Annotated in this window: 10 protein-coding genes; 3 read left to right on the forward strand and 7 right to left on the reverse strand. The window is 38.3% G+C overall.

Annotation, left to right across the window (positions count from 1 at the left end; all coding sequences use genetic code 11):
- Positions 1 to 25: 25 nt before the first annotated feature.
- The 7 genes from NSQ84_RS16830 to NSQ84_RS16860 all read right to left on the reverse strand — a co-directional run bounded on the left by NSQ84_RS16830 (position 26) and on the right by NSQ84_RS16860 (position 8,358).
- Positions 26 to 1,423: an NAD-dependent succinate-semialdehyde dehydrogenase gene (locus NSQ84_RS16830; RefSeq protein WP_327873708.1), complete on the reverse strand. Its 1,398-nt coding sequence runs from the start codon at positions 1,421 to 1,423 to the stop codon at positions 26 to 28.
- 105 nt (positions 1,424 to 1,528) lie between these two features.
- On the reverse strand, positions 1,529 to 2,830 hold the full coding sequence (gene gabT / locus NSQ84_RS16835; protein WP_327873709.1) for a 4-aminobutyrate--2-oxoglutarate transaminase: 1,302 nt from the start codon (positions 2,828 to 2,830) through the stop codon (positions 1,529 to 1,531).
- Between the two features lie 1,269 nt (positions 2,831 to 4,099).
- Positions 4,100 to 4,867 carry a 5-oxoprolinase subunit PxpA gene (locus NSQ84_RS16840; protein WP_327873710.1) on the reverse strand — a complete coding sequence of 256 codons (768 nt, stop codon included), beginning with the start codon at positions 4,865 to 4,867 and terminating at the stop codon, positions 4,100 to 4,102.
- 10 nt (positions 4,868 to 4,877) lie between these two features.
- Positions 4,878 to 6,233, reverse strand: coding sequence for an acetyl-CoA carboxylase biotin carboxylase subunit (locus NSQ84_RS16845; RefSeq protein WP_327873711.1), 1,356 nt, complete (start codon positions 6,231 to 6,233; stop codon positions 4,878 to 4,880).
- Positions 6,234 to 6,258: 25 nt separating this feature from the next.
- Positions 6,259 to 6,504 (reverse strand): acetyl-CoA carboxylase, encoded by a 246-nt coding sequence (locus NSQ84_RS16850; RefSeq protein ID WP_130157666.1) that lies wholly within the window; start codon positions 6,502 to 6,504, stop codon positions 6,259 to 6,261.
- Positions 6,505 to 6,520: 16 nt separating this feature from the next.
- Positions 6,521 to 7,492: a biotin-dependent carboxyltransferase family protein gene (locus NSQ84_RS16855; RefSeq protein WP_117017413.1), complete on the reverse strand. Its 972-nt coding sequence runs from the start codon at positions 7,490 to 7,492 to the stop codon at positions 6,521 to 6,523.
- Complete coding sequence (locus NSQ84_RS16860; protein ID WP_327873712.1) at positions 7,489 to 8,358, reverse strand: allophanate hydrolase subunit 1; 870 nt, start codon at positions 8,356 to 8,358, stop codon at positions 7,489 to 7,491. Before NSQ84_RS16860 ends, NSQ84_RS16855 begins: the two co-directional genes overlap by 4 nt.
- A gap of 853 nt (positions 8,359 to 9,211) precedes the next feature.
- On the opposite strand from NSQ84_RS16860, the gene NSQ84_RS16865 reads away from it, so the two are divergent.
- The 3 genes from NSQ84_RS16865 to NSQ84_RS16875 all read left to right on the forward strand — a co-directional run bounded on the left by NSQ84_RS16865 (position 9,212) and on the right by NSQ84_RS16875 (position 14,277).
- Complete coding sequence (locus NSQ84_RS16865) at positions 9,212 to 10,624, forward strand: PLP-dependent aminotransferase family protein (protein ID WP_327873713.1); 1,413 nt, start codon at positions 9,212 to 9,214, stop codon at positions 10,622 to 10,624.
- Positions 10,625 to 11,339: 715 nt separating this feature from the next.
- Positions 11,340 to 13,133 (forward strand): sigma-54-dependent transcriptional regulator, encoded by a 1,794-nt coding sequence (locus tag NSQ84_RS16870; protein ID WP_117017417.1) that lies wholly within the window; start codon positions 11,340 to 11,342, stop codon positions 13,131 to 13,133.
- Positions 13,134 to 13,293: 160 nt separating this feature from the next.
- Positions 13,294 to 14,277: a 2-keto-3-deoxygluconate permease gene (locus NSQ84_RS16875; RefSeq protein ID WP_117017418.1), complete on the forward strand. Its 984-nt coding sequence runs from the start codon at positions 13,294 to 13,296 to the stop codon at positions 14,275 to 14,277.
- The last annotated feature ends 53 nt before the right edge of the window (positions 14,278 to 14,330 follow it).

The following is a 14,330-nucleotide window of genomic DNA, read 5'->3' on the forward strand; positions in this document are numbered from 1 at the left end:
TTAAAAACTCCCTGCAAAAAGTCTTTTATTTATAAATATCCCCTATTGACAAATATTTCGTTTCCAAATACGGTTCAATGCCTTCCACTCCACCTTCACGGCCGATTCCGCTTTCTTTCATTCCTCCAAAAGGAGCGTGGGCAGCAGATGGAGAGCCGTCATTCCAGCCGATAATTCCGAAATCTAAATGCTCATGCAGATAGATGCCTGTTCTATAGTCATTTGTAAAAAAGTAAGCGGCCAGACCATAAGGCGTGCTGTTTGCAATATTAACAGCTTCTTCTAATTCCTGAAACGTTGTGATTGGCAAAATGGGTCCAAATGTTTCCTCTTGCATAATCTTCATGTTCTCATTGACATTTTTGAGAACTGTCGGATAAACAAAGAAATAGCCTTTTTCCCTATTTGCATTGTATTTATTGCCGCAAAGAACTTCAGCACCTTTACTGATTGCATCGTTGACCTGCGAGACAATCTTATGAAAGCCTTTTTCATTAATAACTGGCCCAATTTGAGTGCCTTTTTCCAAACCATTTCCAACTTTTAATTTTTTAACTTCATTTGTTAATTTTTCAGCAAATTCCTCTACAATGCTTTCATGCACTAGAACTCTGTTTGCACAAATACATGTTTGACCGGCATTTCTGAACTTGGAAGCTATCGTTTGTTCTACCGCCAAATCAATATCAGCATCATGTGCAACAATGACCGGTGCGTGGCCGCCTAATTCCATTGAAACATGTTTAACTGTACTGGCACTGTCTCTGATCAATAATTTTCCTACAGGAGTCGAGCCGGTAAACGTAATTTTTCTGACATATTTGCTTTCCGTAAATATTTTTCCTACCTCACTGCCATAGCCATTCACACATTGAATTACATCCGCTGGTATTCCGGCTTCATGAGCGAGCTCAATCAATTTCATCGTGGTTAACGGGGTATCTTCTGCTGGTTTCACAACGAATGTACATCCAGCTGCCAATGCCGGTGCAGCTTTTCTTGTCATCATTGCGGCTGGAAAATTCCAAGGAGTAATGGCTGCAACCAATCCTACCGGTTGGCGGCTGACAATGATACGTTTGGATTCCGTATTTGCAGGAATTGTTCGTCCATAAAGCCGCTTCGCCTCTTCTGCATACCAATCAATGTAACTAGTTGCATAGTCAACTTCACCCAATGATTCGTGCAAAGGTTTACCGCTTTCCATTGTCATGATCTTTGCAAGATCATCTTTATGTTCTTGGATTTTTTTAGACCAAAGCTTTAATAGTCTCGATCGTTCATGTGCATTTGTTTTGGACCACTTTCGGAAACTTTCATGCCCTCTCCGCAATGCAAGATGAATCTCTTCTTCTGTATCTGCCTTTACTTCCTGGATCAACTCACCTGTTGCAGGATTCGTGACTTTAATCGTCGCTGCCATCAAGGTTTACCTCCCTCTGGGTTTTTCTTTGCTGGGATATAATAATATATAACGCCACTGGTTAATGGATTCCCGGCAATTTTATCCTCAGTTTCTTCACCCAGTTCATTGAGCAAAAGCTTTTTCCAATATGGATAGCCCTTTATATAATTCCTCGTCAGTAATAACCAACGGAGCTAAAAAGCGTATAATATTTCCATCAATACCAGCTGAAAGCAATAAAAGACCATGTTCATTCGCATATTTCAGAATTTGATTCGTTTTCTCTTTATTCGGTCGTTTGTTCTGGCGGTTATCTACGATCTCCACCGCTACCATAGCACCTAAGCGGCGAATTTCCCCTACAAACTCATGTTTCGCTTGTAATTCCAGCAGTTTTTTCTCAATCTTTTGTCCCAGTATTTCTGATTTTGTGAGCAAATCCTCTTCTTCGATGATATCAATGACTGCCAGTGCGGCGGCACAAGCTACAGGATTCCCAGCATACGTTCCACCCAGTTCACCCGGATCGGCAGCATTTAAAATTTCCGCCTTTCCTACTACACCGCTTAAAGGCAACCCGGCAGCCAATGACTTGGAAACAGTAATCAAATCCGGGACAACATCAAAATGTTCAATTGCAAATAATTTGCCTGTACGGCCAAAACCAGTTTGAATTTCATCTGCCACAAAAACAATACCGTGATCATCACAGAAGTCCCTGACAAATTTGACAAATTTCTTCGGTGGGATAATAAAACCGCCTTCCCCTTGAACAGGTTCCATTACGATACAAGCAACCGTTTCAGGTGCCACAGTAGCAGCGAAAAACCTCTTGAATTCTTCAATCGTCCAATCAATATATTGTTCATCTGTCATATGATCCGGTTTTCGGTACAAGTATGGATAAGGAGCTTGATACACTTCTGAAGCAAAAGGACCGAATCCGAATTTATATGGTTTGACTTTGCTCGTCATGCTCAACGTCAGATTCGTTCTTCCATGAAACCCTCTGACAAATGAAACGACCGCTTGTCTGCCTGTAAATTTACGGGACACTTTAACTGCATTTTCAACTGCTTCAGCCCCCGAATTAAAAAGAATTGCTTGTTTATCAAAATTGCCTGGCGTAATCTTGCATAATTTTTCTGCCAGCTTAATGTATCCTTCGTACATGATCACATTAAAACCAGGATGCAAAAATTTATCAACCTGTTCTTTTACCGCAGCCGTTACTTTAGGATGACTATGCCCTACATTTAAAGTTCCGATTGCCCCTGCAAAATCTATCCATTCATTCTGATCAATGTCTACGATGGTAGCCCCTTTTGCATGATGCGCAATACTTAAATTTCCATTGCTCACCCCTTTAGGAACATACTTTTTCCGTTTAGCCTGCAAGTCTTCCATCGTTGTCGATGATGCCATTTTTTCATTGCCTCCTCAAAATCAATATATATACGAATTATGTCAATTTTCTGTTATAGTGAAAAGCACCAGTTTTCTGATTTTTCAGGTACCAGTAGAAGAGATTGATCATGTTTTTTTCAAATAAATACTCTCATTCCAATCATTTTCATTAGGGAATTTCTAAAAACGGTAAATAAATCTATTTTAATGATTCTAACCAAATAAAAATTACCTTCTAAAAGAAAATCAGGGGGAAGTAACATTCGTGCAGTTCCTAGATGAAGAAGCTATTTACGACAATTGAAAGAAAAAGATGTTATGAAGAAAATATTACAAAGTTAAAAATTACAATGTAATTTCCGGTAAATAAAATCATTTATGAAGAAAGGAAGGCTGGCTTTCTCTTTTACATATACCTGCTGATATTTCCATCCTTCCTTTTAAACAATGTTTAACATTAGAATCACAAACAAAAAAAGAGAATTATTAGTTTTCTTTGTGATTAGCCAGAAATGACGACGCTTACAAAAGAGAGTGTATATGAACTGAAACGAGTAATGATCGACCTAAGAACATATTCTTCGAACCTGCAGGATAACTTTTATTTCAAAAAGAATTGGTCAGCTAAATTATACGCTGACTCTTAAAAAAGATTGATTAATTAGTTATTTTAAAATATGGCACAGAAAACATATAGTCCCACCACTTTAAACCAGTAATGACACCGTCGGTAAATTTTTGTCGGCACATTTCTAAAAACGTTATGTTAGGTTTCTTCCTTGTATTTTGTCCCTAACTTAATACCACATTATTTATGAAAAAAACCTCTGGTGTCCGAGTGTTTCACTGACGTCTGGCACTTTCCAATTTTCCTAAGCGTTGAGCCAATATAAGGTATTGGCTTGAGCTCGTATTGATATTATTTTTTGTTTGCCAAAAAGATGACACATCTTCTGACGGATACCACGGATCCTAGCCGCCCCTTCAAAACAGACAAAACGAGGCTTAGAATGGTTTTAAAAATGCTTAGAAAGTTACCAAACATGCTTTTGAAAAAGCCTACAAGAAAGTTCTTTTTCATTGATTTTGTTCCACGGTCCAAATATTCTTTTTTATCAAATCCCTTAAGGTTCACTTGATAAATTTCCTGATTTACGCAACAATTTTTTAAACCACACTTAACATCTTGTATCGCCTATATATGAAAAGCTCACGTGAAAGCATTACTTCCTAATTCAGAATCTTTGCTTTACACATAAAGGGAGACTTCCTGTTCAGATTCATAACTCAATTAAGAATTTTATTTATAGGCAGAACTTGTATATCATTTTTGTTACATGCTTCTACGATTGCCTTTGCTAGTTCCGGTGCTCCAGGAGTATCTCCATGAATACAAATCGTATCTGCTTCAATAGAAACCTCTTTTCCATCGTGAGTAATGACTTTTTTATCTTTAATCATTCTAACAACACGATCAGCCATTGCAGCATAGTCCTTTATTTCGGAGCCTTTTCTAGTTAATATAATAGACCCATTTTCCGTATGTTCACGATCCGAATAAGCTTCCTTGGCTACAGGGATACCCATTTTTATTGCTTCTTCCATAAATTCTGAATTATTTAAAGCAAACACAATCATATCCTTTGACACAGCATGGATAGCCTCAAGAATGGCACGTGCCACCTGTTTATCCTCCATTGCCCTCATATACAAAGCTCCATGCGGTTTGCAATGTTGTAATTTTACATCAAAAATGTTTGCAAATTCTCTCAATGCTCCCATTTGATAAATGATATAATCCTTAATTTCCGACGGTGTACAAGCCATTGCGCGTCGGCCGAAACCAAGCAAATCAGGAAATCCGGGATGCACACCAATTCCTACATTATATTTCTTCGCCAATTCAACTGTTTTCCTCATGACATGAGGATCTCCTGCATGAAAACCGCATGCGATATTTGCTGAAGAAATATACTTCATCATTTCTTCATCGTTTCCTTGTTCATAAAGGCCAAAACTTTCACCCATATCGCAATTGATATCTACCTTATACATGTTGATCCCCTCATTTCACTTGTTGATTCAAATTAAAATGATCGAGAAACTTGGTTGTATAATATCCTTTAGCAAACAGATCATTTTGCATAATTTTTTTCAATAATGGCAGATTTGTTTTAATTCCTTGAATTTCGATTTGCTCAAGGACGTGTTTTGTTTTTTCTAGCGAATCTCTTCGATTGCTGCCATGTACAATTATCTTCCCTATCATAGGATCGTAAAATGGAGTAACATGATTCCCTTCTACTACACCGAAATCAAATCTTGCTTGATGAACAGGCAAAGTCAAACGTTCGATCTGCCCGGGAGAAGGAAAGTAAGTGACCGGATCTTCCGCATACAACCGGCACTCAATGGCGTGGCCGTTTCTGTGAATTTGATCTTGTTGCAACGGAAGAGGTTGTTTAGCGGCAATCCGCAGCTGCCATTCAACTAAATCAAGGCTTGTAATTTCTTCAGTTACCGGATGCTCTACTTGCAGCCTTGTATTCATTTCAAGGAAGTAGAAATTTTTATGTTCATCAAAGATAAATTCCATTGTACCTAGATTGGTATATCCTATATGCTTTACTCCCCGAAGTGCTGTTGTCAACAATTTTTCCCTAAGTTCCTCATCAAGAAATGGGGATGGACTTTCTTCAATCACTTTCTGATGTCTTCTTTGTATAGAACATTCTCTTTCAAATAAGTGGACAGTATTGCCATAATGATCGGCAGCTATTTGTACTTCAATATGACGTGGTTCTGAAATCCATTTTTCCAGAAAAATCGTTCCGTCTCCAAAGAAAGATGTTGCTTGTTGCCTCGTTGAGTGAAAGGCTTCTTCCAGTTCTTTATCGTCTCGAACCAGTTTCATCCCGATTCCCCCGCCACCTGCGCTCGCCTTTAACATAAGGGGATAACCAATTTGGTTCGCAATAGATAACGCTTCTTCCACTGAATCCAAACTTCCTTCCGATCCAGGGACTACAGGAACTCCCGCTTCAGACATTTTGATCCGGGCTTCTACTTTGCTTCCCATCAATTTCATTACCTGTGCACTAGGACCAATGAAAACAATACCTTCTTCTTCGCATCCCTTAACAAAATCAGCATTTTCAGATAAGAAACCATATCCAGGATGAATTGCTTCCGCTTTTGTTTCTTTTGCTGCCCGGATTATGCTTTCCATATTCAGATAACTCTTCTTTACTTGGCTTTCTCCAATGTAAACTGCTTCAGCTGCTTCCTTTACAAACGGTGCATCCGCATCTGCATCAGAATATACTGCAACGGTTTGAATGCCCATCCGATTGCAAGTTTTGATAATTCTTCTGGCAATTTCTCCACGGTTAGCGATTAATACTTTTTTGAAAAGACTCATTGATTTGTTTGTTCACCCCATTCTTTCACTTTTCTTCTTTAATCACTGCTATCTCTTGTCCGGCATTAATTGGTTCTTCATTTGAAACTAAAAATCTATCAATAATTCCCTCTTTTTCTGCCTTTATTTCATAATAAGTTTTCATGACTTCAACTAATCCTATAACATCTCCTGCCTTAATACGGTCACCTTCCTTAACAAATTCATCTTCTTCAGGAGACGGTTTTCGATAAAATATTCCAGGGATCGCAGATACAATGATACTTTCCATATTAGATTCCTCCAATTTAACAAAGTTGTTGTTTTATTTGATTTAATATATTTTTTATTTCTTTTCTTGCTGAAAGGGCTTCTTCGATATCAACAGCCACAAATCTTACGGATTCATTTGTTTTGACTTGTGCCAATTTGTTTAAATCGGCGCTTATGATTGTACCAATTGTAGCGTATCCTCCGCCTGTAACGGCATCATTTAATAATGCAATTGGTTCAATACCATCTGGCACTTGAATGGATCCAATCGGATAACCTAAATCGACTACGTTCGAAGGGTTGCTTCCTGCCCCAAACGGCTGTTTGCGTTCAACAAAATTCAAACGTTCCCCTCTGAAGCGATAGCCCACCCGATTTGCTTCTGTTGAAACAGTCCAATCAATGGAAAAAAAGCGTTCCTTACTCTCCTCCGTTAAACGATAACTGCATAACCCCAAAACAACGCGGATTTCATGTTGATTTGAAAATTGCGGAATAAATGAATCGTCAATGCGTGCCCCAATTTTTGCAGGGCGTATATTTTCATTTCCTATTTTAAGTATGTCATTTTCTTGCAGTTGTCTCCCATCTAGCCCCCCTATGCCGCATAGCGTGTATGTAGAACGCGAGCCCATTACTAAAGGAACATCAAAACCGCCCGCTACAGCGAGGTATACTCTTGCGCCATTTTTGACAAAATCAAAAGAAAGTTGATCCCCAGCTTTAACAGCCAAAGCTTCCCACATTGGAACGGATTGTCCGTTTATTTTTGGAGGAATTTCCCCGCCGGTTAGAGCAATAATGGCATCTTCTTGAAATTCAAGAGTTGGCCCCATGTATGTGATTTCCAATGCAGCAGCATTTTCATTATTACCGACAAGTAAATTGCCTACAATGTAAGAGAACTTATCCATCGCACCTGACGGAGGCATTCCAACTTCATAGTAGCCAATACGGCCATTGTCCTGAATAGTCGTTTGCAGTCCGGGGGTTATGACTTTTATCATGAATACAACCTCCTTAACACATCTTCAGAAAATGCTTTAGGATCCTTTAGTACTTTTTTTGTTGAAAACGTAATATCCTTCGTCAAATAGCGGAAGGTCCCATCATTTACTTTTTTACGAATTTCCTCATACTCTTCCATGGTGATACTGCGGTATCTAAATATATCTCCTTGTTTTGGGAAAGTCATTGAATCTTTAAAATCATGATTGCGCTGTTCTTTCTCGAATATGGGGGCTGCCGCAATACCAAATAATTGATATCCTCCTGCCCCTTGAACTGGATATATAACAGCAAACGCTCCACCAAAACCAAATGCCCGCTCGGGAGTATATGTCCGGGGCCGAACATATTTCGGTACTTCTATTTGCTGCTCACGAGGCACCATTTGATAACACCATGGAAGCCCCGGCACAAATCCAATCATCGATACAATAAAAGGGAAGTCAGTTATTGCTTTTATTAAATCTTCTTTCGATTTGAAACCATTGATACGTGCCGCATATTCCAAGTCGGTTGATGAGGGATCTTGATGCCTGTCCCTAAAACGCATTAATGCCTCGTGTGTCCATGGATCATCAAATAAGATGGGGACATCTACAACACGTGAAGATATTTCAATGTCATCAGAAGAAACAGATTCCTCTAGTTCTCTCAATTTTGAAATCAAATCGTTCGGATGGGTACGATCTGGATCGAAACGAATCATATACGAAGAATTCGATGGACAAATATCTATTATTCCTGGAAGTCTCTCCTCCTTTAATCGATTCGTAATAGCCATTGCTTTAAAGTTTACTTCCAAACTCATCTCTTCACTTAATTCGACAAATATAAATTCGTCGCCACCATATTCATAACGAGTCATTTTCACACCACCTCTTACTTTCATAGTTTAAAATATATATAATTCCGTTAAATGAAAAATTTTTTACCAAACCTTTTTCCACAGCAAATTAGTAAACACTCATTAATTTATTTCATCTCCGGCTCTCTGCCATTGACCCACCTTTACTCCCAATACAGGAATTTATCTCTCAACTTGAAACAACAAACGGTGTTAAAGGTCTATAAATTTCCATCAATACCGTCAGAAAATAAAAAGTCACATTCATTCGGGTATTTCAGAATTTGGTTCGTTTTTTTTATGGTCCGTGTGGTCTTCAATAATCTCCGCCGCTACTATAGGATGTATGCCGCGAATTTACCTTCATCTATTATGTTCCACTTGTCATTCCAGCAGTATTTCAGAAATTGGGAGCAAATTCTTCTTTTCAACGATACCCATCATCGCCAACAAAAGAGCACATGCTGACGGATTTCTGGCATGCGTTTCACCCAGTACGGGCAGTCTTTCAAATTCCCATCTTGCCTGCTACACTGCTTAATAACCCACAGCCGACGACTTGGAAACGATCATCAAATCCGGGACAATATCAAATGTTTGATCCATATTTATATTGCTCAGCTTCCCATACCGAACGTTATATCGTTTCTTCCGTAAAACCCTTCGGCAAATAGGACGACTGCTTAATAGGCACAATTTCCGTGAAACCGCTTGAAACATTTCTTCCGATTAGTTTACAGCCCTTCAGTCGTCAATATTCCTAACATTCAATGTTGTCCTCCTTTACATTGTTTTTTAATAATATTATGATAAATATATTAAAAGAAAAGTACCAGTTTTCTGATTTTTCAGGTACCAGAGGGAGAGATAGATTATGATTTTCTTTCAAATAGATAAAAAGGATAAGTCAAATCATATCTATCAACAAATTTATAAATCGTTAAAAGAAGCGATTTTAGAGAGAAAGATTCCTACCAATGAGAAATTGCCTTCCAAAAGAAAATTAGCAGAAAAATTAGAAGTGAGCATTAATTCGGTTTCAAATGCGTACGAGCAGCTCCTGGCTGAAGGATATATTTACGCAATTGAAAGAAAAGGCTACTATGTGGAAAATATTACACAGTTCAACAATCAAAAAGAGGCTAAAATGAACTTTCCAGATGATTTAAAAGAAGAATTCTCCAAGAAAGATGAGGGATGGCTTTCCTTATCACATATGACGGCTGACATCTCCATGTTCCCGTTTAAAGAATGGATGAAGTGTGAAAAAATAGCAATAAAAAATCACAAAAACGAACTTTCGGACATTTCTCATCCTCAAGGTCCTTACCTTGTGAGAAAAACCATCTCACGTATGATTGCGCTTACACGCGGCGTTAAATGCGAACCAGAACAAGTGATTATCGGCCCCGGGACACAGCCCTTGTTACGTCAAGTGTTGGGCATGCAGAGGGAAAATATAAAAGCTGCAATTGAGAACCCTGGGTATTCTCGCATCTACCAATTATTAAAAGATATGAATTTTGAAGTTTTTCCAATCGATCTTGATAAAAAAGGAATAGACATCAAGAAAGTGGAAGCTTTGAATCCACATTTCCTTTTTATCACCCCGTCACACCAATTCCCGACCGGAATCATTATGCCTATTTCAAGAAGAATTGAACTTTTGAATTGGGCCTCGGCTTCTGAAGGAAGGTATATTGTAGAAGACGATTACGATAGCGAATTTAAATACGGAACGGACAATATTCCGTCGCTGCAAAGCCTAGATCGGAATCAACGAGTGATTTATGCAGGAACATTCTCCAAAACGATCATGCCAAGTTTCCGAATCAGTTATCTCGTTTTGCCTCCCGATTTATTAAGAGAGTACAAAAGACATTTTTCATATTGGATACAGGGAAGCAATACACTGAATTTATTTACGCTTCACTATTTTATTGAAAGCGGCGAGTACGCAAAACACGTCAAGCGCATGAACAATCACTATGAGATGAAAAGAGAAAACCTGATTAAGGAATTGAAATGGAAATTTCGAAATGACATTAAGATTAAAAATGTGCCGGCAGGACTTCATTTCATTGCGGAATTCAAAACAGATAAAGGGTATAAAGAAATTGAAGAAAGAGCAAAAAAAGAAAAACTTGAAATATACTCCATGAAGAGGTTCAATTTACTAGGCAATATCGAAGAAGGAAAAAAAATTATTTTGATTATCGGATTTGCCAATATAAAAAATGAAGACATACCAGTTGCCGTAGATAGATTGTACCGTGTTATTTATTAACTTTACATCGGACGAATAGCCGCTTTAGGAACAATGCCATAATGTTTTAAAATGATTCATCTTGGATAAGAATGCTCAATTTCTATTTTCCGCTGTGACCTTTCCCCTTTCACTTATAATATCTGTCCGTAGTTAAAAGAGAACTATCAGCTTTTATACGCACAACCCATTTAAGAGCAAAAGAAATGATTTTATTTAAAATTTTTCGATCTGGCATGACTCATGGGGAAGGTTCTTAAAAGCCTTTTTCCCACTAGTCATGCTAGAAAGCGAAGCACACAACCGAAAAAACTACCTCTTCTTTTAATTCTCTTTTACCTCAATCTCTTATCTTGTCAAATCCTCAATAAATTCACTAACGAAATATTTTCTATTTGCTTTCCTTTATCCTCTCCCGAAAATATCTCCTTACATCTACAACGGTTATGATTCACTCATAAGCCGGCTAAGTCGGCTAATTGCCATAGATCTACATCACGAAACATTTTTATATCCCTATTTCTTGCTAGCTGTACAAAATTCTGTGCAAAGACGCCGTTCACCACTGTCAGCCTTTCCAAAATATTCATCAACATTTACAAAAATGGAACCATTATTCCGGGTCGGGAGAGATAGAGGACAAAAGCTAAAATAACAATAAGGAAACTTACCTCAAAGTGAAACTAGGCTATAATGAATGGTAGCAGAAACAAATGAGATGGGTGGATTGATAAACATGAAAATAAAAACATTATTGATTGCTCCCTACCCCGGTTTAAAAGAATTAGCCTTAACTCTCGGTAAAGAACAACAATCCCTGGACATTACAGTTGTACAAGGAGATTTACAAGAGGCTATACCCATTGCGAAACAATATGAAAAAGAAGGTTATGATCTCATTATCAGTCGCGGCGGCACCGCTCAGTTGCTGCGCCAGCATATCTCATTGCCAGTTATTGAAATAAAAGTCTCAGGCTATGACTTATTACGTATATTGACATTGGTTAAAGACCATAACGCACATCTTCACATTATTGGATTCCTAAACATATGCCAAGGTTTTGTTTCTGTATCCAATCTTTTAGATGTTAAAATTCCTTATACCATTATCCATGACCAAGAAGAGGTAGAGGAGGCAGTCCAACAAGCTAAAGCCAACGGCGCCCAAGCGATTATCGGAGACACGATTACTTGCAAGACTGCGGAAGCGAACGGGCTTCAGAGCATACTGATTACTTCAGGCAGAGAGTCCATAATCGAAGCGTTTGAACAAGCAAAACAAACTTATCAAATTATTAAAAACACTGCCAAACAAACAAAGGTATATCAACAACTGCTGCAAAAAACAAAAGAACCTTTAGTTGTTTATGACGAAAATGGCATGATACAATTTACTAGTTCTTCTTTTCAAAAAATATTTCCAGCACTCAAAAATGATTCGGATAAATCTACTATTTATTCGTATTTTCCATTTCTCAACAATGCATGCACACAATTATGCAAAAAAATTGAACCAATAGAAATATTGTACACTTTCGTTACAGATGATGAACATATGCAGTTTCGGCAAGGGTATCTTAAAATAGATAACTCCGAAAACCACCAGTATTACCTGCGGTTTTCAGCCGAAGAGAAGGAAGACCAACAAGATTATGGCCTATCCGTTGCTGCCATACAACCAATCATGACTTCCTTTTCACAGATTCTCGGGAATAGCCAATTGATGAAAGCTGTTATTAAGCAAGGGAAAAAGGCTGCTGCACATAATAAGCCAGTTGCATTATACGGAGAAAAAGGAACTGGAAAAAAAACACTAGCAGGAATCATTCATTGTGAAAGCGAGGCGAAAGATAGTTTTCTGTTGCTCATCCGAGTCTTAGAAGATCATCGCGAGATAGCAGACTATCTCAAGCTTATCTTAGTCCATTTGGACATAGGGACATGTGTTTTCGAAGGCGTTGAACGTTTGCGGTTGGAACACCAAAATCATCTAGCGCACCTGATCCACCAGACAAAAGCACGCATTATTTTTTTATTTCATGATAACCCGATTGATTTGTTGCAGCAAAAAAAATTATCGGTTCAAATTTTTAAACAATTTAAACAAAACCAAATTCGATTGCCGTCTCTGAAAGAACACGCGGAAGATTTAAACGAATATGTTCGAAAATTTATTGCGCAATATAACGTCAAATATGGAAAGCAAATCGTAGGCGTGCAGGAAGAAGCGCTAAAATGGCTGTACAGCCGTACTTGGAAAAATAATTTACAAGAATTGAGCAGTGTGATTGAACAAGCCGTCCAGTTTACGAATAATGAGTATATTAATAAAGAAGATTTAAACAACATTTGGAAAAATACAGATGAACACGCTCAACTAGGTTGTTCCGTGATTGATCTCAATAAACCGCTAGCTGAGATTGAAAAGGATATTATCTGGAAAGTGTTACAAGAAGAAGAAATGAATCAGACAAGAGCAGCCAAAAGATTGGGGATCAATCGAAGTACGTTATGGAGAAAGCTGAAATAATGTTGCATAATGCAACATTATTTCATCTTTATTATTTTTATGTAAAAATATTGTTGATAAATAAAACATACCCTAATAAAATTAAATTGAAAGCGGTTTATTATTATATTATTTATAAAATTGTTTCATTTTAAAACAACAACAAAGGAGAGGAGAAAGAATGAAAATTAAGGCAACATTAGACCGCATTCCTGGTGGAATGATGGTCGTGCCATTGCTGTTGGCCGCGACGATCAATACGTTCGCACCGAATCTGCTTCGAATCGGCAACTTTACAGAAGCGCTATTCGTCAACAGCGCAAGTGCTTTAATCGCTCTATTTTTACTTTGCGCAGGAGCACAAATTAATGTAAGAAGCGCAGGCATTGCGCTTGGTAAAGGGTTTACATTACTGTTCGTCAAGTGGGCGGTAGGGGCACTTGTAGGATTAATCGCCTATATAGCAGCTGGTCCAAGTGGTTTATTTTTAGGTTTAACACCACTGGCTATTATTGCGGCAATGACCAACAGTAACGGCGGTCTTTATATGGCGATTGTCGGTCAGTATGGGAAAGAAGATGACAAAGCGGCCTATTCTCTATTAGCATTAAATGATGGACCATTCTTAACAATGGTAGCGTTATCTATTTTCGGCGCAATGGGGTTTGTCGATGGAATGTTTTCCATTGTCTCCTTTATCTCCGTTTTACTTCCAATTGCAATCGGCATGATACTTGGAAACTTAGACAATGAAATGAGAGAATTTTTAGCAAAAGGCAGCGATATGTTAATACCATTTTTTGCGTTCGCCTTAGGAATGGGGATCGACTTTGGGGCCATCATCAAAGGGGGATTAAGTGGCGTATTGTTGGGCGTAGCTACAGTATTGTTAACAGGAACTGCCGGATACTTAATCTTTAAAGCATTCGGCTGGAATCCACTTGTCGGTGCTGCTGAAGGCTCTACCGCAGGAAACGCTGTAGCTACTCCTGCTGCGATCGCGGCAGCGAATGCTTCTTTCGCAAGCGTAGCTGATTTAGCGACAGTCCAAGTAGCGGCAAGTACGGTCACGACAGCGATTTTACTACCAATTTACATCGCGTTTTTGGCGAAACGATTGGAAAAGAAAAATAAATTGCAGCAATACTACCAATTACCAAACTAACCCATAAAGCCCATGTCTATGACTTGGGCTCCTCCATTTAAGGAAGGAGATGC

It is taken from the genome of Aeribacillus sp. FSL K6-3256, assembly GCF_037965805.1.
In the GTDB taxonomy this organism is placed as follows: Bacteria; Bacillota; Bacilli; order Bacillales; family Aeribacillaceae; genus Aeribacillus; species Aeribacillus composti.

Excerpts from the sequence above, each read along its gene's own strand:
- NSQ84_RS16860 (WP_327873712.1), bottom strand. The coding sequence starts at position 8,358 with ATGACTCGTTATGAATATGGTGGCGACGAATTTATATTTGTCGAATTA.
- NSQ84_RS16875 (WP_117017418.1), top strand. The coding sequence starts at position 13,294 with ATGAAAATTAAGGCAACATTAGACCGCATTCCTGGTGGAATGATGGTC.
- NSQ84_RS16830 (WP_327873708.1), bottom strand. The coding sequence starts at position 1,423 with ATGGCAGCGACGATTAAAGTCACGAATCCTGCAACAGGTGAGTTGATC.
- NSQ84_RS16840 (WP_327873710.1), bottom strand. The coding sequence starts at position 4,867 with ATGTATAAGGTAGATATCAATTGCGATATGGGTGAAAGTTTTGGCCTT.
- NSQ84_RS16845 (WP_327873711.1), bottom strand. The coding sequence starts at position 6,233 with ATGAGTCTTTTCAAAAAAGTATTAATCGCTAACCGTGGAGAAATTGCC.
- NSQ84_RS16865 (WP_327873713.1), top strand. The coding sequence starts at position 9,212 with ATGATTTTCTTTCAAATAGATAAAAAGGATAAGTCAAATCATATCTAT.
- NSQ84_RS16850 (WP_130157666.1), bottom strand. The coding sequence starts at position 6,504 with ATGGAAAGTATCATTGTATCTGCGATCCCTGGAATATTTTATCGAAAA.
- gabT (WP_327873709.1), bottom strand. The coding sequence starts at position 2,830 with ATGGCATCATCGACAACGATGGAAGACTTGCAGGCTAAACGGAAAAAG.
- NSQ84_RS16870 (WP_117017417.1), top strand. The coding sequence starts at position 11,340 with ATGAAAATAAAAACATTATTGATTGCTCCCTACCCCGGTTTAAAAGAA.
- NSQ84_RS16855 (WP_117017413.1), bottom strand. The coding sequence starts at position 7,492 with ATGATAAAAGTCATAACCCCCGGACTGCAAACGACTATTCAGGACAAT.